The 22862-nt window shown below is 44.0% G+C and carries 23 protein-coding genes and 1 other annotated feature; of the genes, 19 read left to right on the top strand and 4 right to left on the bottom strand.

Annotated elements, in window-relative coordinates:
• Positions 1-48: 48 nt before the first annotated feature.
• From polA to thrS, 12 genes are all read left to right on the top strand, one after another.
• Positions 49-2688: a DNA polymerase I gene (gene polA, locus AR337_RS07450; RefSeq protein WP_059171374.1), complete on the top strand. Its 2640-nt coding sequence runs from the start codon at positions 49-51 to the stop codon at positions 2686-2688.
• Between the two features lie 53 nt (positions 2689-2741).
• The gene (gene mutM / locus AR337_RS07445; protein WP_059171373.1) at positions 2742-3569 is read left to right on the top strand and encodes a DNA-formamidopyrimidine glycosylase; all 828 of its coding nucleotides are present in this window, start codon (positions 2742-2744) and stop codon (positions 3567-3569) included.
• Between the two features lie 103 nt (positions 3570-3672).
• Positions 3673-4305 carry a sporulation membrane protein YtaF gene (ytaF, locus tag AR337_RS07440; protein ID WP_059171372.1) on the top strand — a complete coding sequence of 211 codons (633 nt, stop codon included), beginning with the start codon at positions 3673-3675 and terminating at the stop codon, positions 4303-4305.
• Positions 4306-4322: 17 nt separating this feature from the next.
• Positions 4323-4931, top strand: a complete 609-nt coding sequence (coaE, locus tag AR337_RS07435; protein WP_059171371.1) for a dephospho-CoA kinase — start codon at positions 4323-4325, stop codon at positions 4929-4931.
• A 150-nt stretch (positions 4932-5081) separates the two neighbouring features.
• Complete coding sequence (locus tag AR337_RS07430; RefSeq protein ID WP_059171370.1) at positions 5082-6113, top strand: glyceraldehyde-3-phosphate dehydrogenase; 1032 nt, start codon at positions 5082-5084, stop codon at positions 6111-6113.
• Between the two features lie 685 nt (positions 6114-6798).
• The gene (speD, locus tag AR337_RS07425; protein WP_059171369.1) at positions 6799-7173 is read left to right on the top strand and encodes an adenosylmethionine decarboxylase; all 375 of its coding nucleotides are present in this window, start codon (positions 6799-6801) and stop codon (positions 7171-7173) included.
• A gap of 141 nt (positions 7174-7314) precedes the next feature.
• Positions 7315-7710, top strand: coding sequence for a hypothetical protein (locus tag AR337_RS07420; RefSeq protein WP_059171368.1), 396 nt, complete (start codon positions 7315-7317; stop codon positions 7708-7710).
• 101 nt (positions 7711-7811) lie between these two features.
• Entirely contained in the window at positions 7812-8273 is a 462-nt protein-coding gene (gene nrdR / locus AR337_RS07415) for a transcriptional regulator NrdR (protein WP_059171367.1), read from the top strand.
• Positions 8274-8375: 102 nt separating this feature from the next.
• Positions 8376-9782, top strand: a complete 1407-nt coding sequence (locus AR337_RS07410; protein ID WP_059171589.1) for a replication initiation and membrane attachment family protein — start codon at positions 8376-8378, stop codon at positions 9780-9782.
• 15 nt (positions 9783-9797) lie between these two features.
• Positions 9798-10733 (top strand): primosomal protein DnaI, encoded by a 936-nt coding sequence (gene dnaI / locus AR337_RS07405; protein WP_059171366.1) that lies wholly within the window; start codon positions 9798-9800, stop codon positions 10731-10733.
• A 154-nt stretch (positions 10734-10887) separates the two neighbouring features.
• Positions 10888-11724 carry a sporulation protein YtxC gene (ytxC, locus tag AR337_RS07400; protein ID WP_253701573.1) on the top strand — a complete coding sequence of 279 codons (837 nt, stop codon included), beginning with the start codon at positions 10888-10890 and terminating at the stop codon, positions 11722-11724.
• A gap of 402 nt (positions 11725-12126) precedes the next feature.
• A complete protein-coding gene (gene thrS, locus AR337_RS07395) occupies positions 12127-14055 on the top strand; it encodes a threonine--tRNA ligase (protein WP_059171364.1) in 1929 nt (642 codons plus the stop codon).
• 42 nt (positions 14056-14097) lie between these two features.
• Here thrS and AR337_RS07390 read toward each other — a convergent pair whose 3' ends face one another.
• Complete coding sequence (locus tag AR337_RS07390; RefSeq protein WP_059171363.1) at positions 14098-14973, bottom strand: YsnF/AvaK domain-containing protein; 876 nt, start codon at positions 14971-14973, stop codon at positions 14098-14100.
• 262 nt (positions 14974-15235) lie between these two features.
• Positions 15236-15369, top strand: a sequence feature (ribosomal protein L20 leader region).
• 93 nt (positions 15370-15462) lie between these two features.
• On the opposite strand from AR337_RS07390, the gene infC reads away from it, so the two are divergent.
• From infC to AR337_RS07370, 4 genes are all read left to right on the top strand, one after another.
• Positions 15463-15969: a translation initiation factor IF-3 gene (gene infC / locus AR337_RS07385; protein WP_172797519.1), complete on the top strand. Its 507-nt coding sequence runs from the start codon at positions 15463-15465 to the stop codon at positions 15967-15969.
• A 16-nt stretch (positions 15970-15985) separates the two neighbouring features.
• Positions 15986-16186 (top strand): 50S ribosomal protein L35, encoded by a 201-nt coding sequence (gene rpmI / locus AR337_RS07380; RefSeq protein ID WP_059171362.1) that lies wholly within the window; start codon positions 15986-15988, stop codon positions 16184-16186.
• 35 nt (positions 16187-16221) lie between these two features.
• Positions 16222-16581, top strand: coding sequence for a 50S ribosomal protein L20 (gene rplT, locus AR337_RS07375; RefSeq protein ID WP_059171361.1), 360 nt, complete (start codon positions 16222-16224; stop codon positions 16579-16581).
• A 132-nt stretch (positions 16582-16713) separates the two neighbouring features.
• Positions 16714-16989, top strand: coding sequence for a DUF1294 domain-containing protein (locus AR337_RS07370; protein WP_059171360.1), 276 nt, complete (start codon positions 16714-16716; stop codon positions 16987-16989).
• Here AR337_RS07370 and AR337_RS07365 read toward each other — a convergent pair.
• A complete protein-coding gene (locus tag AR337_RS07365) occupies positions 16984-17376 on the bottom strand; it encodes a hypothetical protein (protein ID WP_059171359.1) in 393 nt (130 codons plus the stop codon). The two genes, AR337_RS07370 and AR337_RS07365, sit on opposite strands and share 6 nt — an antisense overlap.
• Positions 17377-17544: 168 nt before the next feature.
• Between AR337_RS07365 and AR337_RS07360 the strand changes: the two genes are divergently transcribed.
• The 3 genes from AR337_RS07360 (at position 17545) to AR337_RS07350 (ending at position 20904) form a co-directional block, all read left to right on the top strand.
• Positions 17545-18030 (top strand): dUTP diphosphatase, encoded by a 486-nt coding sequence (locus tag AR337_RS07360; RefSeq protein ID WP_059171358.1) that lies wholly within the window; start codon positions 17545-17547, stop codon positions 18028-18030.
• A 245-nt stretch (positions 18031-18275) separates the two neighbouring features.
• On the top strand, positions 18276-19505 hold the full coding sequence (locus AR337_RS07355; RefSeq protein ID WP_059171357.1) for an ATP-grasp domain-containing protein: 1230 nt from the start codon (positions 18276-18278) through the stop codon (positions 19503-19505).
• A 22-nt stretch (positions 19506-19527) separates the two neighbouring features.
• The gene (locus AR337_RS07350) at positions 19528-20904 is read left to right on the top strand and encodes a Mur ligase family protein (protein WP_156424337.1); all 1377 of its coding nucleotides are present in this window, start codon (positions 19528-19530) and stop codon (positions 20902-20904) included.
• 50 nt (positions 20905-20954) lie between these two features.
• Here the strand turns inward: AR337_RS07350 and AR337_RS24030 are convergent, their stop codons facing one another.
• Together AR337_RS24030 and AR337_RS07340 are read right to left on the bottom strand one after the other, a co-directional pair.
• A complete protein-coding gene (locus AR337_RS24030; RefSeq protein ID WP_367576252.1) occupies positions 20955-21275 on the bottom strand; it encodes a CotY/CotZ family spore coat protein in 321 nt (106 codons plus the stop codon).
• 59 nt (positions 21276-21334) lie between these two features.
• The gene (locus AR337_RS07340) at positions 21335-22561 is read right to left on the bottom strand and encodes an ATP-grasp domain-containing protein (RefSeq protein WP_059171354.1); all 1227 of its coding nucleotides are present in this window, start codon (positions 22559-22561) and stop codon (positions 21335-21337) included.
• Positions 22562-22862: the final 301 nt, after the last annotated feature.

Raw genomic sequence — 22862 nt, 5'->3', positions numbered from 1 at the left:
GTTTTGATTCTATAGGGTTTGATTTGCAAAGGAACAGGAGGAATAGTAGTGGAAAAAAAGAAGCTTGTTTTAATTGATGGAAACAGCATTGCCTACCGTGCTTTCTTTGCCTTGCCGCTCCTTAATAATGATAAGGGCGTCCATACGAATGCCATCTACGGATTTACAATGATGCTCATGCGGATACTCGAGGATGAAAAGCCAACCCATATGCTTGTTGCATTCGATGCGGGAAAAACAACATTCCGCCATAAAACATTCAGTGAGTACAAGGGTGGAAGGCAAAAAACACCGCCAGAGCTATCCGAACAATTCCCGTTTATCCGCGAATTATTGGACGCATACCAGATTCCGAGGTACGAGCTTGAAAATTATGAAGCCGATGATATTATCGGGACTCTTTCGCTGGCTGCTGAAAAGGAAGGATTTGAGGTAAGGGTCATATCTGGGGACAAGGACCTTACCCAGCTCTCATCTGATAAAACAACAGTTGGGATTACAAGGAAGGGCATTACTGATATTGAAGAGTATACACCCGGGCATATAAAGGAAAAGTATGGCCTTGAGCCATGGCAGATTATCGACATGAAGGGTCTGATGGGAGATGCCTCGGATAACATCCCGGGGGTTCCCGGTGTCGGTGAGAAGACCGCCATCAAGCTTTTAAAGGAGTTTGAAACACTAGAGAACCTCCTTCAGTCCATCGAAAAGGTGAGCGGACAAAAACTGAAGGAAAAACTTCAGGAATTCAAAGACCAGGCTATCATGAGCAAGGAATTGGCGACAATCACAAGGGAGGCGCCAGTAGAGGTTAACCTTGGCGATATGTCCTATGAAGGATTCGACTATGAAAAGCTTATTTCCATTTTCAAAGAGCTAGGGTTCAACTCCCTTCTTGACAAGCTCGGGGAAGATGCCGGTGAAGATAGCAGCGAAGCCGAGCTCGGCGAAGTCGATTTCGAAATACCCATAGAAATTACCGATGGACTGTTTGGCAGCGAGACAGCCTTCTACGTGGAAATTCTTGAAGATAACTATCATTATGCCGACATCATCGGTCTTGCGGCTGCGAGCGAAAAGGGAAGTTTTTACTTGCCAGTAACAACAGCCCTCGGGTCCCCCGCTTTTAAAAAATGGGCCGAAGACGAGACAAAGAAAAAAATTGTCTATGATGCCAAGGCTACAGAGGTGGCGTTAAGGCGACGCGGCATTCATTTAAAGGGTGTCATTTTCGATGTGTTCATCGCTTCCTACATTATCGACGCTTCCGCGAATATTGATGATCTTTCTACGATTGAAAAGAAATATAAAATCAGGAACGTCCAGGCAGATGATGTATTTTACGGTAGGGGTGCAAAAAGGAAGGTTCCGGATGAGCCAGAGCTGGCCGCCCATCTTGTCAGGAAGGCCATCTCGATTGGCGAGCTTCAGCCGTTATTGGAAAAAGATTTGCGTGAAAACAGCCAGTACGGACTTTTTACTGAGCTTGAAATGCCTTTGACGCTAGTTCTTGCTGACATGGAGTCAACAGGGATAAAAGTTGATCTTGCCCGATTAAAGGCGATGGGCAGTGAATTACACGATAAACTGGAAATTATAGAAGAGAAAATTCATGAAATGGCCGGGGAAAAGTTCAATATCAATTCTCCAAAACAGCTTGGCATAATTTTATTCGAGAAGCTTGGCCTAGCTTCAGGCAAAAAAACGAAGACTGGCTATTCCACATCCGCCGATGTATTGGAGAAACTGTCTGGGGACCATGAAATCATCCGCCTGATCCTTGATTACCGGCAGCTTGGAAAATTGCAGTCCACCTATATTGAAGGGCTCCTAAAGGTTGTCGACCCAAAAACGGACAAAGTCCATACCCGCTTTAATCAGGCGCTGACAGCAACAGGAAGGCTAAGTTCAACAGATCCAAACCTGCAGAACATTCCGATCCGCCTTGAAGAAGGACGGAAAATCCGCCAGGCGTTCATACCTTCCGAAGAAGGCTGGGTTATTTTTGCCGCGGACTATTCCCAAATTGAGTTAAGGGTACTTGCCCATATTGCCAATGATGAAAAGCTGATTGAAGCTTTCAGGGAGGATGAAGATATCCATACAAAGACGGCGATGGCAGTTTTCCACGTCGAGGCCGAAGAAGTTACTTCCAATATGCGGCGCCATGCAAAGGCTGTGAATTTCGGTATCGTTTATGGAATCAGCGATTTTGGCCTTTCCCAAAGCCTTGGCATCACCAGGAAGGAAGCCGGACAGTTCATCGAGCGGTATCTGGAAAGCTATCCAGGGGTCCAGGACTATATGGAGGATAGTGTCAAGGTGGCAAAACAAAATGGATTTGTAACGACGCTCATGCAAAGGAGAAGATATATCCCGGAAATCACCAGCCGGAATTTTAACTTAAGGAGCTTCGCTGAAAGGACTGCGATGAATACGCCTATCCAGGGAAGCGCAGCCGATATTATTAAGAAAGCGATGATTGATATGGCTGATGCCCTTAAAAGCAAAGGGCTTCAATCACGCCTTCTCCTTCAGGTCCATGATGAATTGATCTTTGAAACCCCAAAAGAAGAAGTGGCAGTACTTGAAAAGCTTGTTCCTGAAATTATGGAAAATGCACTTGAGCTCAATGTACCACTCAAAGTCGATTATTCCTACGGACCAACCTGGTATGATGCGAAATAGCTTACTGTCCATTAAGAGTGGGATAAACAAGTTGGTGGAAAGGAGGGCTGGAAATGCCGGAATTGCCTGAGGTAGAAACCGTCAGAAGGACACTTGAACAGCTTGTTATCGGCAAAAGAATAAGCAATGTCTTGATTTTTTGGCCGAAAATGGTGAAAAATCCGGACGATACAGCCCAATTTACCGATGCGCTCAAGGGGCAAAGCTTCCTTGATATCGGCAGGCGTGGAAAATTCCTAATATTTTATACAGAAGACTATGCGCTCGTTTCCCATCTGAGAATGGAGGGGAAATACTCTTTAAATGAGTCTGGTGAGCCAACTGATAAACATACTCATGCTATCTTCCATTTTGAGGATGGCACGGAGCTAAGATATCGGGATGTAAGGAAATTCGGAACGATGCACCTTTTCCTAAAGGGGACGGAGTTCGGACAGGCGCCCCTTTTCGGTTTAGGGCCAGAGCCGTTTTCAGAAGAATTCACATTTGAACACTTGGCAGAAAAGCTGGGGAAGACAAACCGGAAAGTAAAGACGGCTTTGCTTGACCAGCATATCCTTGTGGGCCTAGGCAATATTTATGTCGATGAGGCTCTCTTCAGAGCTGGTATCCATCCTGAAAGGCCAGCGAACTCGCTTGATGGGCCGGAAATTTTAAAACTATACGAAGCGATTGTGGCAACATTGGGGGAAGCAGTTGAAAAGGGTGGAAGCACAATCCGTTCCTATGTGAATTCCCAGGGGCAAATGGGCATGTTCCAGCTTGATTTGCTGGTTTATGGCCGTAAAGGGGAAGAATGCAAGAACTGTGGCACGCCGCTTTCCAAGGGAGTTGTCGGGGGCAGGGGAACCCATTTCTGCCCCAATTGCCAGAAACTGTAGACTGTCTAGGAATGAAAGCCGGAAAATAGGGAAATACGCCTTTTAACAAAGGACAACTCCCTTCCATATACTATCGTAGTATTTAGGAGGAAGGAGTCTGGTTATGGGTTATTTCCCGATATTTTTACTGGCATTTGCCGTAAGTATGGATAGTTTCAGCGTCGGTTTTACATATGGGCTGCGAAGTATGGCACTCCCATTGAAATCGGCGTTAATTATCGCTAGTTGTTCAGCGTTTTCGATGCTGGCATCTATGAGTGCGGGCCTGCTTGTGGGTAAATGGCTTCCAGCCTGGCTGATGGAAACCGCCGGGGGATTGATTCTTATTTTGCTCGGAGCCTGGGTATTATTCCAATTTTTTCGGCCTGCCAAGGATGCCCAACAGGCCAACACGGAGAGGATTATTGTAAATTATGAAATCCGCTCCATTGGCTTGGTCATAAAAATATTAAAAAAACCGTTATCGGCTGATTTTGACCTTTCAGGCACAATCACAGGCATAGAAGCCATCCTGCTTGGCCTCGCATTATCCCTAGATTCATTTGGGGCGGGAATCGGAGCGTCTATGCTTGGACTGTCTCCTCTTTATCTATCATTGGCAGCAGCTGTGATGAGTTCCGGATTCGTGTATGCGGGAATTAAGTGCGGTTATTATTTTTCCAGATGGCGCTGGTTCGAGAAGATTGCCTTCTTTCCAGGCCTGTTATTAATAATGATTGGAATTTGGAAATTATAAGTATCGGGGTAATGGACATGGTATTGACAATTGGATTGACAGGCGGTATCGCCAGCGGAAAGAGTACTGTGGCAAACATGTGCAAGGAAATGGGCATACCTATAATTGACGCGGATATCGAAGCTCGCGGTGCAGTCGAACCCGGCGAGCCGGCGTACAGGAAGATTATTGAATCCTTTGGATCTGACATCCTTATGCCGGGAGGGGGAATTGACAGGAAGGCTCTCGGTGCAATCATCTTCCATGATGAAGCGAAAAGGCAGCTATTGAATGGAATTGTCCATCCTGAAGTACGCAAAAAGATGGCGGAAAAGAGGGAAGCCGCTAAGAAAGCGGGTTCACCGGCCATCATTCTGGACATACCCCTGCTATTTGAAAGCAAGCTGACCAACATGGCCGATAAAACTCTCGTTGTCTTTGTAGACAAGGAAGTTCAGCTAGCCAGGCTCATGGCGAGGAATTCCTTTAGTGAGGAAGAGGCAGAGGCGAGAATCCAATCGCAAATGCCCCTTTCAGTAAAAGCTGAACTGGCAGATGCATGTATTGACAATAATGGAAGTATTGAAGAAACAAAGCGGCAGCTGCTCGATATCCTCGGGCGCTGGGGAGTGGAATTTGGCGAATAGGTAAAGGTGGTTCAGGCATCCGGATTATTTTGGGTGCCTGATTTTTTTGGAAAAATCAACACATTAATCATTACAAACTAGTTGTATTATGTTATACTAATTATGTGAATTTCAGGTATAAGTATAACACAGTGTGGAAGGAGCCGTATAATGAAGGCGAGAATTGCGATCAATGGTTTTGGGAGAATTGGGAGGATGGTTTTCAGGAAGGCCATACTTGAAGAGAATATTGATGTGGTTGCTGTCAATGCAAGCTATCCAGCCGAAACATTGGCACATTTGATTAAATATGATACAACCCATGGCCCATTCAATGGGGACGTGGTAGCGCTTGAAGATGAGCTAATCGTAAACGGAAAGCGCGTGAAACTGCTTAGCAATAGGAATCCCGAACAGCTGCCGTGGAAGGAATTGAATATTGATATCGCAATTGAAGCAACTGGAAATTTCAATTCCCGGGAAAAAGCTGCCCTCCATCTTGAAGCAGGGGCGAAAAAAGTAATCATTACAGCTCCCGGAAAAGATGAGGATATTACAATTGTTATGGGCGTAAATGAAAGCGCATTAAATATCAATGAGCATGATATCATTTCCAATGCTTCATGTACAACAAATTGCCTTGCTCCTGTCGCAAAACTGCTTGATGAAAAATTCGGAATTGAAAATGGATTGATGACAACCGTCCATGCTTATACAAATGACCAAAAAAATATCGATAATCCCCATGAGGATTTAAGGCGAGCGAGGGCATGCGCCCAATCAATCATCCCGACAACTACCGGCGCCGCGAAAGCGCTTGCACTGGTCCTTCCCCAACTAAAGGGAAAGCTGCATGGGATGTCCCTAAGGGTTCCTACCCCGAATGTGTCCCTCGTTGACCTTGTGGTAGATTTGAAGAAGGATGTAACGATCGATGAAATTAATGCTGCATTCAAAGAAGCGGCAAGGGGAGAAATGAAAGGCATTATCGACTTTACGGACGAGCCGCTAGTTTCAGTCGATTTCAACACAAATTCCCATTCTGCAATCATGGATGGCTTGTCCACAATGGTAATGGGAAGCAGGAAGGTAAAGGTCCTAGCCTGGTATGACAATGAATGGGGATATTCCTCGCGGGTAGTCGATCTTGCCCTGTATGTTGCGAAGCAAATAGCCGCGCAATCTGAAATGAAAGTAGGATAAGAACAAAATGCGCAAGCACCTTCGTGACAGGCAAAAAACGCCTGTCCCTGCGATGATTATTCTGAGGAGCTTTCCTTAGTGGTCAGCCCCGACCAGATTAAGACGGGGCCCGCAGGACATTGATTGGCATCCCTGAATCCGCCCACGCACGAAGGAAATGCGAGCATTTCCGAGGACGGGCCTGCCCTCCGGAGGGAACCGGCTTAAGACCTCGAGGGGCTAGGCGCTCCTCGAAAAAAGCTAACGCTTTTTCTTCGTGCGAAGCCTATGCTTCCGAAGCTTATTCTGGTGGAGCTGGATTACAAAAACTTATTTCGAGTTCTCCACAATGTTCTATTTTATAGTTTCTAAGAAACAGAAAAATGCTGCCGGCTGGCAGCATTTTTTAATGAAATAACCCAAGAAAAAACTCCGCTCCAACCCTTAAAAATATTATTAGTACTGATAAAATCCTTCTCTAACTGATATTAGTATGATTCCTTTGAAAATTTTCATTTTGATAGGTTGCAAAATAAATATAATCATCGTATACTAGTCATCGTGAACTTCTTGAAATTAGGTAACAATTAATTACTTAAAGGGTTAGGACCTCTTAGGACTAACTTTCCCCCGTGGTAATTACCGGTTATCGTCAATTGTATGGTTTCAGGAATGAAGCGAAAACGTAAGAGGGGGATAATTTAATATGGAAACTATGGGACGACACGTGATCTCTGAACTGTGGGGATGCGACTTTGAAAAGCTGAATAACATGGATTTTATTGAAAGAACTTTTGTAGAAGCTGCTCTAAAATCAGGAGCCGAAATCCGGGAAGTGGCATTTCACAAATTTGCGCCACAGGGAGTGAGCGGAGTAGTCATTATTTCCGAATCCCACCTGACAATTCACAGCTTTCCTGAACATGGTTATGCAAGCATTGACGTTTATACGTGCGGCGATTTGAATCCAAATGTCGCGGCTGACTATATAGCCGAAGCGTTAAATGCACAGACACGCGAGAATATTGAACTGCCACGCGGCATGGGCCCTGTCCAGGTAAAACAGGTTAAAGCACTTTAATTTTATACTTAGCGAATCCAGAGAGGCGTGATAGCGCCTCTTTTTATATTTTCCGAAAATGGTGTACACTTGTTTATAATGAATGACAATCCTGCTCCAAGAATCATTGGGCAGGAAAAATAAGCGGTGGGGGAAAGTATCGTGCTTAAGAATTTTATACAGCGTTTTTCGAATGTTTGTGGAACAAGCGAAAGGCACCCGGACAGCGGGCTGCGTACACATTATTACCGTGCAGGCAAAGACCAGTTATTTTCAACCCTTGAAGGAATATTAAAAAATCTGCAAGGCTGCAGGATTGTGGATTCCTCGAAAGAACGCGGGGAAATTGCTTGTGAGCTTTCCGAACCATTTCCCTGCTTCCTGATTGCGACAGCGGTCAATGTACGGCCATTTGAAACTGCCATTGACTTCCATCTTTCAACAGAACGCCCCGCCATTTTGGGGAATTACAAAAAGCTTAGGAAGGTTCCGCTTGATCTTTATCAGATCTTGGACAAATCGCATGCGTATATTGGCTCCGGGAAAAACAGTGAATAAACCTTGTGTTAAAAGCTTCTTTTCTATAAGATTAAGTTGTCGGAGTATGATTTCAATCCGGTATGAAAATGAGGATTGCCGGTAAAATTGGAGTGAATCAAATGAAATGCCCAGCCTGCCAAAATAGCGGTACTCGAGTACTTGATTCAAGGCCTGTCGATGAAGGGCGTTCCACAAGGAGAAGGCGTGAATGCGAGGAATGCAGCTACCGTTTCACAACATTTGAGAAGGTAGAAGAAATTCCGCTGATTGTCGTAAAAAAAGAAGGTACCCGCGAGGAATTCAGCCGCGATAAAATATTGCGAGGGTTGATAAAGGCATGCGAAAAGCGTCCAGTCGCCCTTAAACAGCTTGAAGATATTACGAATGAAGTAGAGAAGGAATTGCGCAGCCAGGGAACATCGGAAATCAACAGTGAAGTAATTGGTGAAATGGTGATGGACAGGCTTGCGTTAGTCGATGAGGTGGCCTATGTCCGCTTTGCTTCCGTTTATCGCCAGTTTAAGGATATTAATGTATTTATAGAAGAACTGAAGGAATTAATAAAAAAAGAAAAGAGTTAAAGGCACGTGGGGGGCACTCCATGACATATGCCAATCGATCAGGCATTCGCTAAACAGGAGCGGATGCCTGGTTTTTCTACAAATGGAAGAGAGGTTAAGTATATGGCTCAGCACTGGCAGGAGCTAGTCCCGGTTGACAGATACATAGTCTCCTCGAACGGGCTGCTCCATGAGTATGATAGAAAAATACTGTCCTTTCTCTATCAGCCCCTTATTGGGCCTGATTGCTTCAGTGTGTATATGACCCTGTGGGGAGAGCTTGAGGAAAACCGTCTTTGGTCAGAGGCATCCTCCCATCATTTTTTGATGAACCTTTGTGGACTGAACCTGAAAAGTATTTATGAGGCAAGGCTTAAATTGGAAGGGATTGGCCTTTTAAAAACGCATGTGAAAAACGAGGGCGATATCCGTTCGTTTATTTATGAATTGCAGCCTCCGCTTAGCCCGGAACAATTTTTTGTGGATGGGATGCTCAATGTCTACCTTTATAGAAAAATTGGGAAAAACCATTTTTCCCGGCTGAAACGCTTCTTTAGTGATCGCACTACATGGGATCGGGAAGGATATGAGGAGGTAACCAAGCCTTTTCAGGACGTTTTTGTTTCGGCGCCATCCAACACTCTTCAATATTTACAGGATCATTCAGAAGAACTTGATGCCGAAAAAGGACAGCAGTTTATCGGCCGTAATTCATCGCAGTCGATACAGCTTCCCCATCAAACGTTTAATTTTGAACTCCTCGTATCAGGGCTTGGCGAGTCCATGCTGCCCAAAAAGGCTCTTACCCCGAAAGTAAAGGATGCCATAAGCAACCTGGCATACCTTTACACGATTGACGCTCTTCAAATGAAGAATATCGTCCTTCGCGCCGTAAATGAAAAGGATGAAATCGACATTGAGGAGCTACGGAAAGCAGCAAGGGATTGGTATCAGTTTGAACATTACGACAAGCTGCCGAGCTTGGTCGAACGCGTCCAGCCACTGGCCAACAGGGAACAGTTGGAGGAACCGAAGACCCAGGATGAGAAGCTTGCAAGGTATTTTGAAACAGCTTCCCCTCTACAGGTGCTGAAGGATCTTTCTGGAGGAGCCGAGCCAGCGGGCACTGACCTGAAATTGATTGAAGAGGTTATGCTTAAGCAGCAACTTTTACCAGGGGTAGTCAATGTTCTGATTTGGCTGGCAATGTCAAAAACCGATATGAAAATGACCAAGGGCTATGTGGAGAAAATTGCAAGCCAATGGGCTAGAAAACAAATAAAAACTGTCCGGGAAGCAATCGCATACTCTCGCCAGGAGCATGAAAAAACAAATGAATGGCAGTCAGCCGAATCGAAAGGCCAGACTGCAAAACGGCAGCCAAAAAAGAAGACTATCCGTACGGAAATGCTGCCAGACTGGTTTGATAAGGATAGCACTCCTGAAAGTAATGGGAAAACAGAAAACCCGGAAGAAATAGCAGCAAGGAAAAAAGAAGTGGAAGAAATGCTGAAAGCGTTCCGGGACTAGAAAGGAGGAGATTAGATGGAGCGGATTAACCAGACATTGAAACGGCTTGCCTCCAATGAAAACTTCATGAAGCGGTATGAACAAATGAAAAGTGATATCATGGCTGATCAGGATGTCAGGTCGTTTCTTCAAGCCAACAAGGATTCGGTTACGGACAGCATGGTTGAAAAAAGCATGGTCAAGCTGTTTGAATTCATCAATCAGAGCAAACGGTGCGAGGGCTGCCCGAGCCTCGGTGAATGCAAAAACCTTATGCCTGGGTACCATCCTGAGTTGGTCTTGCAGCGCAATTCGATTGATGTCGAATACGACAGATGCCCGCGCAAGGTAATGGAGGATGAAAGACGGAAGAATGAAAAGCTAATTAGAAGCCTGCATGTTCCGCGTGAAATCCTGCAAGCATCCTTTTCAACCCTTGAACTTGAGGGTACTCCTGGCAGGCTGGATGCGGCGGAAAAAGCCGCTGCATTCGTCATGAATTATCTGGCAGGAAATAAGCCTAAAGGCCTTTATCTGTACGGTGAATTTGGCGTTGGGAAATCGTTTATGCTTGGAGCCGTTGCCGGAGAGCTTGCGAAAAAGAAAATATCATCGATGATTGTCTATGTACCCGAGTTGCTTCGGGAAATGAAGAGTGCGATAGGTGATCATACCCTAAACGAAAAGATAGATGCCCTGAAAAAAGAGCCGATTTTAATGCTTGATGATATTGGAGCCGAGGCGATGTCAAGCTGGACGAGGGATGAAGTTCTCGGCCCGATCCTCCAGTTCCGAATGCTTGAAAACCTGCCTACCTTCTTTTCTTCTAATTTCAACTTTAAGCAGTTGGAACATCATTTAACCTACAGCCAGCGTGGGGAAGAGGAAAAAGTGAAGGCGCGCCGGATTATGGAGAGAATCAAATATCTGAGTGATCCGATTATGCTTGATGGCCCGAACCGCCGTCAGTAAAAAGAATACTCCTCAACAAGAAGCTGCCATTCCGGCAGCTTCTTTTATTTGTTTGAAAGGCATCAAAAGGGCTGCGGGACTTCTAATCCCTGATTGTCCCCCATATATATGATTATAGGATTCAAGGGGACAAGGAGGGGTATGGTTGGGAGAAATGACCTTTGAGAACGGGCATGATGCCAGGAGCTTTTATACACACGTGCAAAAGTATCTAAAAGAGGCAGGGCATCGTTCGGACATTCAGTTAATAGAAGACAGCCATTGCATAAAAATTATATATGGGTCCCTTACAGGGGATTCATTCAATAATATGAAACTGGCATTCTGGGAATATATTACCGGAGCCAAATGGGACGAGTGGTTCAGGACATTATTACAAGAAACCTATTATTTTAGTGACCAGGCCGAGCAACAGCAAATCATTGATATTATGCACTCCATCCTTGAGGGGGACAGAAGGGAATTATCCGTTTTCCTCGGGCAAAATGGCGCGGAGGGTTATGTCAAGGAGTCAATTGGGCAGATGTTAAGGGAAGGCACCGCTTTTTCGTTTGACTCCTTTGTAAAATTCAGGCTGCGCCCTTTTTTTGACTATATGGAAGAAGTCGCGGCGCTTTCTATCGACGAATACAAGATGGAACAGGAATACCTTATATTCATTGAATCACTAAGGGAGTTTGTCCAGGGCAGGCCGGCAAGGATGGAGCTCCTCCATGTGCTTGCCGGTGAGGAAATCACCTTTTATGATGAAAAACTCGTGGAAATAAGGAGAGCTGAACTGGTAAAAATGATTGACAGAAAGCTATTAATTAACCACCCTGTTTATGTGGATTCCTACTCAATCGCCCCTCTTCTGTCGATTGCCCCGGCGGCAATCCATCTGTATGCGGAGGAACCGGAAGTTCCACTCATTCGGACAATATTGAATATTTTCGAGGAAAGAGTCGAGCTCCATAAACCGGCGGATTTTCCGGGGCATGCCTGCATTTAAGGAAGAAGGAAGAAAAAAACAAGTCCACTTGATTTTTTGACGGCAAATACTTATAATAACGTACATAGCTACTATCGAAGCAAAAGTAATGATAAGGACATGGGCGTCTCTTTACGGCTCACAGAGAGGGAAGGAAAGGTGGAAACTTCCCAGCACGAGAGGATTGCTTACCCCCTTTAAACTCCAGCCGTGAAAATGGAAATGAGTAATTGCTGGCGGCCACAGCCGTTATCTGATCAAAGTCATTTTTTCAAATGGGCATTTTTGCCTGTTTAAATGAAAAATTGGGTGGAACCACGTGTGTAACAGCTCGTCCCTTTTCCAGGGGCGGGCTTTTTTGTTTTTTTATAACAATCAACAGGCGGATTGTCGCCTGGCTATCAATAGAAGGAGGAAAAAGACATGGCAGAATTAAAAATTACGTTCCCTGACGGAAATGTGAAAGAATTCGCGAAAGGCACATCAACAGAAGATATTGCTTCATCCATTAGCCCAGGGCTTAAAAAGAAGGCGATTGCCGGAAAAGTGAATGGGAAAATGTATGATCTGCGCAGGCCAATTGAGGAAGATGCATCAATTGAGATTGTTACCCAGGATTCCCCTGATGCAGTTGAGGTGCTTCGCCACAGTACAGCCCACCTGATGGCACAGGCAATCAAGAGATTATACCCAGGCGCAAAATTTGGCGTTGGGCCGGTCATTGATGGCGGATTTTATTATGATCTCGATTTGGAGGAGTCACTCACTCCGGAAGACCTGCCTGTCATCGAAAAGGAAATGGCCAAGATTGTAAATGAGAACCTGGATGTTGTCCGCCGGGAGGTTACCCGTGATGAAGCGGTTGCCTTCTTTAAGAAAATTGGCGACGAATATAAGCTTGAGCTCATTGAAGCGATTCCTGCCGATGAAACCGTCACAATCTATGACCAAGGAGATTTTTCTGACCTTTGCCGTGGAGTCCATGTCCCTTCAACAGGGAAAATAAAGGAATTCAAGCTGCTTAGCATTGCCGGTGCTTACTGGCGCGGCGACAGCGACAATAAAATGCTCCAGCGCATTTACGGTACTGCATTTTTCAAAAAAGAGGACCTTGCCGAACATCTCCGCCTGCTGGAAGAAGCGAAGGAGCGTGACCATAGGAAAATCGGCAAGGAGCTAAACCTGTTTACAAACTCGCAAAAGGTCGGCCAAGGCCTGCCAGTCTGGCTCCCAAAAGGCGCGACTATCCGCCGGATCATCGAGCGCTATATCGTTGATAAGGAAACAAGGCTTGGATATGATCACGTCTACACACCTGTCATGGGAAGTGTTGACCTGTACAAGACCTCTGGCCACTGGGATCATTACCAGGAAGATATGTTCCCGGTTATGGAAATGGACAATGAACAGCTCGTTCTTCGGCCGATGAACTGCCCGCACCATATGATGGTGTATAAGAATTCGAAGCACAGCTACCGTGAGCTGCCAATCCGGATTGCGGAGCTCGGGCTGATGCATCGTTATGAGATGTCCGGTGCTCTTTCCGGTTTGCAGCGGGTGCGCGGAATGACATTGAATGACGCCCATATTTTTGTCCGTCCTGACCAGATTAAAGATGAATTCAAGCGGGTAGTCAATTTGGTTCTTGATGTTTATAAGGATTTTGACATCACTGACTATTCCTTTAGGCTTTCTTATCGTGATCCTGAAAACACTGAAAAATATTTTGATGACGATGAAATGTGGGAAAAGGCGCAGGCAATGCTGAAGGAAACAATGGACGAGCTTGGCCTTGATTATTTTGAGGCTGATGGCGAAGCCGCTTTCTATGGCCCTAAGCTTGATGTCCAGGTTAAGACTGCACTTGGTAAAGACGAAACTCTTTCGACTGTCCAGCTTGATTTCTTGCTTCCGGAGAGATTTGACCTTACCTATGTAGGCGAAGACGGGAAGCCTCATCGCCCGGTTGTCATCCATCGCGGCGTTGTGTCCACTATGGAACGTTTTGTGGCGTTTCTGATCGAGGAATACAAAGGAGCATTCCCTGCATGGCTTGCGCCTGTACAGGTCCAGGTCATCCCTGTATCGCCGTCTGCCCATTACGAATATGCGCGCAAGGTCCAGGAGCAGCTGCAGCAGGAAGGATTCCGGGTTGAACTCGATAACCGCGATGAAAAAATCGGTTATAAAATCCGTGAAGCCCAGATGCAAAAAATACCGTACATGCTTGTTGTGGGAGATAAAGAAGTTGAGGAAGGCGCAGTGAATGTCCGTAAATACGGAGAACAGAAGTCTGAAACGATGCCTTTTGAAAACTTTGCCTCTGTCCTGACAGAAGACGTTAAGCGATAAAAAATAAACAGCTGCCGAAACCCCGGCAGCTGTTTTATTTGTTTAGAATCTTTCGTTCCGGTCTTTGTCGAACCTGTTTCTATTTTCATCAAAATCAGTTTCACCCTCTGATTCGATGTGCGCCTCTTCACGCTTAACATTTTCGACAACCCTCTCGGTTGACTGGACTTCCTTTTTGCCGATTACGAGTTCTTCCGTTACGACAGGCCTTTTTGTAACTTCTACTTTTTCCTCCACGATTGGCACGCGGATTGTTTCATCATCGCCAATTTCCCCGGCATCGGCTTCGAGACCATCGACTTGGCGCCGTTCAACGTAGACCTCTTCGCGGGATACAGGGACATTGACAGACTCCCGTTCCTCGACTACGTCTTTGTGAACCCTCACTTCCCCGGTCTGAACGCGATCCTTCTGGACGTCGAGCTGCTCTTCACGAAGCTTTAACGTACGTTCATCCTCGTCATCAAGCCTGTCGGAGTCAAGCGTGTTAAGAGAATTTCCGGTGACATTTTTGTCCCAATCCGTAAACCTCGTTTGCCCGTCTGCAAACTGGCCGGATTGATCAGTATCCTCAAATAGGATGATTCGTCCCGTTTCCAAATCACCCGCATACTCGCGTGCTTCGTTTTCCCTAAGGCCAAGTCGGACAAGGCGATCATAATATGAAGTTTCTCCTGTTTCATCTGGCCCTTCAAAAGCAGATGCAAGGCTTGCGAAAAACCCCTTGTCCCTATCCACGCCATCTTCATGCAGTGTTTCTTCCCGAAGACCTGTCAAATTTCCTAAATGGGACATGGAGCCGCTCGTATTTCCGAATACAGACAGGTTGTTCAGCGTATTGCCTTCAGCTTGATAACGGTCAACCGCTTCAATTAACTCTTCTTCTGTGTTGTATACTCCAACAACTCTTTTAACCATATCGATCAGCCTCCTGGATGTTTTTTTCACTGCCCTTAAAGCGGGGCGTATGGAGGGTTTTCCCTTTAAAACAGGCTTAAAAACACAGAATAGGTGGTAATTGCGGATTTATTTGGAAAAAGTTTTTCGCTGTTTATTGAAAAACAATGTTGAATTTTGTTGAGCTATCTGGTAAAATACATATCGTTGCCATCAAAACAACATGTTTGACACCCCTGGTGGTGTGTGATATAGTTACGAAGGTAGAATTGAATACGAAAAATTGGGTAAGAAGAAGCACCCGCTTCTCACCTGGCTGACGCTCTAGCTGTTGGCAGGTTTTACGTGAATGGTTTAGTTTAAACCTTTTTCTGTTCGTAAAAGTGTGGGTGTCTTCATCCGCACTTTTTTTATTGCAAAAAAACCTGTCCGGCCTAGAGCTGGAAGCCCTTTGCCCCGGACAACGTATTCGTTATTAAAACCTGGAGGTGGCTAACTATTAGCAAAGACATGTTGTTGTTGAACGAAGGAATTCGCGCCCGGGAGGTTCGCCTGATTGACCAGAACGGCGAGCAGCTTGGAATTAAAACGAAATTTGAAGCCCTGGAAATTGCAGGCCGTGTAAATCTTGATTTGGTACTGGTCGCACCAAATGCAAAGCCGCCGGTAGCCCGGATAATGGATTACGGCAAGTTCAAATTCGAGCAGCAAAAGAAAGACAAAGAGGCGCGCAAAAACCAGAAAATCATTACAACAAAAGAGGTACGCCTCAGCCCGACCATTGATGAGCATGACTTCAACACAAAGCTTCGCAATGCGATCAAGTTCCTTGAAAAAGGAGATAAAGTAAAAGCTTCAATCCGCTTCAAGGGCCGTGCGATCACCCATAAAGAAATCGGCCAGCGTGTTCTGGACCGTTTTTCTGAAGCGTGCAAGGACGTTGCGACGATTGAATCCCATCCAAAGATGGATGGCCGGAGCATGTTCCTGGTTTTAGCACCTAAAAACGAAAAGTAACAAGGAGGACATCCCAATGCCAAAAATGAAAACTCACCGCGGCGCTGCCAAGCGTTTTAAAAAGACCGGATCTGGTAAACTGAAGCGTGGCCACGCTTATACAAGCCACTTGTTCGCGAACAAGTCTACTAAAGCAAAGCGCAAGCTTCGTAAATCAGCAATGGTTTCTAAAGGTGACTTCAAACGCATTCGTCAAATGTTGGACAATCTTAAGTAATATCGAGCGATCGATTCATATAGGAGGGAAAATACATGCCACGTGTAAAAGGCGGTACTGTTACGCGCAAGCGTCGTAAAAAAGTTCTTAAATTAGCAAAAGGTTATTATGGTTCAAAACATACATTATACAAAGTTGCAAACCAGCAGGTTATGAAATCCCTGATGTACGCATACCGTGACCGTCGCCAAAAGAAGCGCGACTTCCGTAAACTTTGGATTACCCGTATCAATGCTGCAGCTCGCATGAACGGCCTATCCTACAGCCGTTTAATGCATGGCCTTAAGCTTGCAGGTATCGAAGTAAACCGCAAAATGCTTGCTGAGCTTGCAGTTAGCGATGCTCAAGCATTTGCTGAACTTGCAAACGTTGCAAAGCAGCAATACGATAAATAAGAATAATGTAAAAGCCATTTCCTGAAGAGGGAATGGCTTTTCTGCTATATACTATTAATGTGGATGGTATCTTTGAAAACTGTTTAGTAAAATTTGAATGTATTCGGATTAGCCGTTTTAGGGGGATGAAGCATGGACGTAGGGGTTACTGTCTATCTATTCATTGTGAACGTACTGGCTTTTGCAATGATGGGGATTGATAAAAAAAGGGCAAAGAACGGCCAATTCAGGATCAGTGAACGGACCCTTTGGCTGTCGGCGCTTGCTGGAGGGGCTCCAGGGGCGGCTTTAGGCATGAGTTATTTCAGGCATAAGACAAAGCACCCGGCCTTCAAATACGGCCTTCCTCTTTTGGCTTGCCTCGATTTCGGGCTGATTCTGTATGTAGCTTTTTTTCAAGGATTATGAGGATAAGAGTTGGCGGAGATGCTCCTTAATAGAGCCATTCCACTCAATGGACGAATGGGGATAGGATTTCGCCAATTCATTTTGGATGAATAGAAAATCAGAATGCTCCATGCCCCTTAGCATTGCCGCATCCCTGGGCCATAAAGAAATAGAGATTACACCGAAACTTTCTCCCGTAATTCCGAGGTATTTTGCGCCTTCAAAAACAGCCCCTTTGTATGTAAGGAGAAAATTTTTCCGGGGATCGCCCTTATCGTCAAGAAGGAGGAAACGTTTCTGGGCTCTCGCAGCCTCCAGCTTCCTCGGATTGCTGAAAATGAATTTACCAATCTTGTAAGTAAAATAGGTAAGTAAAGCTAGACCTGTTAGACGCAATAGCGTAACCATATTAACGCCCTCCTGGCATTGGAATCAGTTCGCTCCGATTTTTCAAAGGGTAGAAGCCGGTTTGCAAGTTTAAGTGGACGGGTTCCGATCTTTCTAACGCTGTATTCTATACATACGAACCAAAAGGTAAAAGGTTCCCACATTCTCAAAGACAACAAGGAGGACGTAATGCAACTGGAAAAATTATTTGAAATGCAAAGGGCTCTTGACGCCCATATCAAAGAGAATCATGGTCTGGAAGATCAAGATTTGTTCGACCAGAAGGTCCTTGCCCTGTTAGTTGAAGTAGGGGAGTTGGCCAATGAGACCCGTTGTTTTAAATTCTGGAGCAAAAAACCATCTTCCCCTAGAGAAACTATCCTGGAGGAATTCGTCGATGGAATCCATTTCATCCTGTCGCTTGGGATAGAAGCAGGGTTTACTGGGAGTATCACGTTTACGAAAAATGGAGAAGCTAACGCTACGAAACAATTTATTAAGGTTTTCGATGACATTTCCGCATTCCGAAAAAACCGGGCTGAATCAGAGTATAGAAGGATGTTCGACTCCTATATGCATCTCGCGAACCTCCTAGGCTTTACCGGAGCTGATATTGAAGAAGCCTACTGCATGAAAAACGAAGTGAATTATGAACGGCAGCAGAATGATTATTAGCAGAAAATTTTTACAAATCATCTGCCTTTGCGACCATCCTACACAAACATCCACTCGTTTAAACGACGAGAGAGATTCCCATTGAGGGAGCCTCTCTTTTTTTGGCTCTTTTTTAACTTTAAGCGCTGAATAATCATAAAAAGCACCTATTTTCATCCTTTAAAATACCAAAATACACTCTCCTGAATACTATATAAAGGTATTTACAGATAGGAGCAAATGGATAACTAAGGGAGTGAATTGCTATGGAAGTAATTGTTTTCGTAGGCACTAGAAAATCAGGCAGCAGCAGGGACGGAATAAAGGCAGCTAAAAAGCTGGGGTTCAATACAATTTTATTTACTCCTATAGAAAGATATTTAACCCAGAGGGATGAATTTCCTGATGTGGATGAAATGATATACGTCAAAAATATGAGTTTCGAAAACTTATTGAGCAAGTGTTTAACTCTACAGGAAAGTGGGGAAAGCATACGGCTCTGTATCAGTTTAGTTGATCCCTATGTTCATTTGGCAGCTAAATTATCCGAAATGATGGGTCTTTCACATGCATCTACCGAAGCGCTATTTACAATGGAAGACAAAACCCGTTTTAGGAAGGTGCTTGCCGCCCATCCATCAAACCCCTTCTTTATGGTCTATACTGGAGAACAATCATTGGAACATTGTTTTCAGGACTGCCAATCACACTTTCCACTAGTGATAAAGCCACCCGTTTCTAATGGATCAAAGGATATTTTTTTCGTTGATTCGGAGAACAGCTTTTACAAAGGCCTCGATTTCTTACTAAAAAAACATAACCCCCCTATCCTAATAGAAGAATTTGTGGACGGAACCCAATATATAGTGGAGATCCTCGTCTTTAAAGGGAAAATCACCATTGCAGGTGTTATTGAGCAAGAGCTGAATGACAACTTTGTTGTGACTGGCTATGCCTTTCCCGCGGTCTTAAGGCCTGAGGCAAGGGGAAAATTGGAAGAAACAGTCGAAAGTATTATCAACCATTTAGGCCTTGAGACAGGAACTTGCCATTTGGAAATGAGATTAACAAATGGGGAATGGAAACTTATTGAAATAAATCCGAGAATGTCGGGCTTTGCCATGAATCAAATTATCCAGAAAGGCTGCGGGGTTGACCTTGCGAAAGAGACGATAAACCTGTATTTGGGGATTGAACCTCAAAGTGATTTCACATGCAGACAATATGTGTATGCTCAGTTCCTAACCGTCGGGGAAAGGGGAGAGTTGCTAAAAGTCACGGGAAAAAAAAGGGCGTCAAATTATCCTGGAGTGAAAAAAGTATTTGTCATCCCTAGGAGGGGGGCTATTTTAAACCCGCCTAGCAGCATGGGATACAGATATGCGTATGTCATTGCAACATCCCATGAAGCTTCCATTGCAAAGGAGATTGCCAAAGAAGCTTCGGGAGAAATGAAGTTTCATTTAAAGCCCTTAAGTGCTCCTGGAAAAAATTGATTTTACAAGTGAGTGTGAATGTATGAAACATCTTCTTTTAAGTGAAATCATTGATATCATTGATGGGACTATTGTAAGTAAAACAGTGGATGATCCTCTTATTAATAGGATTGCAACAAGGAAATCTGACCGGATAACCAATTATACACTCGTCTTTTTCCCGCATAAATCAAGTGTGAAAGACAATCTGGAATTGAAGTCAACAGTGATCGTCACCCAAAGGCCACACCTGTTTAAAGACCTTGAAAATTCATTTACGATTGTAAGCGTTAAGGATTCAAAAATAGCGTACAATAAATTTATTGCCTATTACCGCGGCTTATTCAGCCTGGATGTGATTGGGATTACCGGAACATGCGGCAAGACAACTACGAAAGAAATGGTAGCGTCGATTTTGGAAGTGGATAGGAACATTGTAAAAACCATTTTAAGCAGGAATTCACGTTTCAGGAATTTTAAATATTTAATGGAGATTGACGAAAAGACGGATGCTGCTGTCATTGAGGTTGGGGTAGGCTTTCCGGGAGGCATTGAGCAGTTCGCAAACTATTTCCACCCATCCATCGGGGTTATTACAAATATAGGCATTGACCATGTTTCAGGATTTAAAACCCATGAAGCATATATCAAGGAGAAAGCTATGATGGCAAAAGTACTGGATAAAGAAGATGGAATCCTCATCCTCAATAAAGACGATCAAATTATTCAGAAGCTTGATTTGCGCTCTTTTAAGGGGAAAATACTTTACTTTGGGCTAAATAAAGAGGCTGAGATCAGGGCAAGCCATATAAAATATGAAGAAGGCGGCATGAAATTTTATGTGCACGGCCATAACGGATTTGCTGTATGTAAAATTAATGGACTAGGCATCCATAATGTATATAATGCTCTTGCTGCCCTTGCTGTTGCTGTCTCCCTGGGAATAGAACTAAGGGATGCTGCAAAGAGGCTAGAGAAATTTAGTCCGGTCAAGAGCCACCTACAACTAAAAAAAGGCATCAACGGAAGTACAATTATTGATGATACTTGGAATACAAATTCAAAATCAATTGAATCAGCACTTGAAGTCCTGTCATCTATTTCGGGAGGAAAAAAAACAATCGCGGTACTGGGGGATATTGAGGAGCTTGGCGCCATATCGGAGAGTGAGCATAGAAAAATTGGCGATTTAATCATTAAATATAAAATTGATCAGCTGATTACGATAGGCCATGAATCGAAATACATTGCAGCAAGGGCGCTTGACCTTGGAATGAACCCGAAAGAAATCACCATCCTCGATGATGAAGGGCATTTAGTCGAGATGTTGGCAAAGAAGATGGACACAAGCACGCTCGTATTAATAAAAAAATCAATGAGAAATTCATTCCGGAGTATTCGTCAGCTGATGGCCGAATGACATTCCAATTTCTGAATTCTGTTAAAAAGGGCTCTCAATTATAGAGCCCGTTAACATTTTGGATGGATTGGCGGCAAATACCGATTTACGAGGTCAGATGGCAGCCCTATTATTCCGCAAATGCAGTCCGTCTGGAAAGTGAAGAATGCATTAGTCTCTTCAAGGGAGTATAAGTCTGGACAAAAGTCCACCGGGCAACCTTCTATATCGACTGGAACTAAAGGCGATAACACGATGCAACCCTTTTTCTTATCTATCTTCTTCACTATAAATACAGGAGTATCCACACAATACATGGAAAAGCAGGTGAAAACTTTGAAAGGATTCCCGCATTCCGTGTATAAGCAAATAGGTTTGTTTTCTTTCAGCATCACTACCAATAAATCCCCAAAGCATTCCATTCGTCTGTTCAAAATATCATTCATTTTCCTCACCTCGCTTCCCTTTCAAGAGGGGCCAATTCAAATACCACTTTACTAGAAGCCAGTAACGCATTTAACCTGGCATCCTCTTTGGTGGCTCCTTTGGCTATGACATATCCATATCTATGGCCCATGGAAAGCGGGGGAGATAGGATCTGTCCTTTTTTTGGTTTTATATACATGTCAACAATTTCTCTGCTTTTTCGCGCTTCCTGTAATCCTGTTATATTCAGCAATCTGCCTACACAATTGACTGTGAAAAAGTGGGCAAAAACACTTTGTTCGTGTTTCCGTTCCAAAACCGGCTTTTTCCCCATGTATAGGTTTAAAATTTGTTCAGCATAATTAAATCCGTAGGCATGTTTAATCAATGTATTGATTGCCCCTCCCGATATGCGCGGATTCAATTCTATTAGTTTCCATTTTCCGTTTACGCACCGGATCTCCAGATGGCAATTCCCGTTTTCCAGATCCAGTTCTTTAAGGATTGTATCAGTTGCTTCTGAAATTCCTTCGATAATGGTTCTATCCATCACAGGTGATAGGCTGTATCCCGTTACAATGAATTTTAATTGTTTGGTAATTTCCTGTTCAATAATGGCAGCAATATGAATCTCCCTGTTGTGCACAATGGTTTCAACGATGTATTGAGGACCATCAAGGTATTCTTCGATAAGCCAATCCCCTTTTGGGTTTTTACTTTTTAAAAACAGAAGGCGGTTCTTCAACTGGGTTTCGGAACGAATCAAATACACATCCCTTGAACCTTGAGAGGAAGGCTTTTTAAGGACTACAGGATAATTACCATTCAATTGGGCCAATAAATTTTTCAGGGGAATCGCGTGATTGTGTATTTGGTATGAGGGAGTGTATGGAAGGTGGCGAAGAAAGTCTCTGGAGATGATTTTATCTTCCATAATCCTTAGTGCATCAACACTTAAATTTGTTCCACAATGGATACGATTCAACTTAGCCGCTAAGGAAACAAATGGATCAATGAAGCTAATTATAGACGCAATATTCATCTCCTTTTTAATTTCATTTAGTTTTTCATTAATGGTTTTCTCGCCAAGAATGGATACAAAATGTACTTGATTTACTTCGGGAAATCCTGATCCAAGATACCGTTTCTTTGCGGTAATTAAATGAATATCATATCCAAGCTTTTTTGCAGCAAGGATTCCCTCCATACAGGAACCATTCCGGTATGTTTCTATGAAAACGATTGAGGCCATTTTTACCCTGCTCCCTACATACACACTTCTCTTTATGTATGTGTATTCAACAAGAAGTTGAAAGGAAACCATAAGGTAAACCCTGTATTCTGAAATGTTTTCCCTTTACTCTATTTCTTTTTCAGGCTGCAACTCTTTCCCTTGTCCCAATGGAGATGCTTTCCTTTAGGGATATAGGGGAACGGGAATAATTGCGTTTAACTCCCGATAGCCAGAAAAGGCATAGTAGTGACGATTTTAAAGTAAACTATGTAAGATTAAAATGCTTATTCACAGAAAATTTTTACAAACATCTTTGCTT

Source organism: Bacillus sp. FJAT-27445 (assembly GCF_001510665.1).
Taxonomy (GTDB): Bacteria; Bacillota; Bacilli; order Bacillales; family Cytobacillaceae; genus Bacillus_D.
The sequence above is the reverse complement of the archived record's forward strand: the minus strand, read 5'-3'. Positions and strand labels throughout refer to the sequence as shown.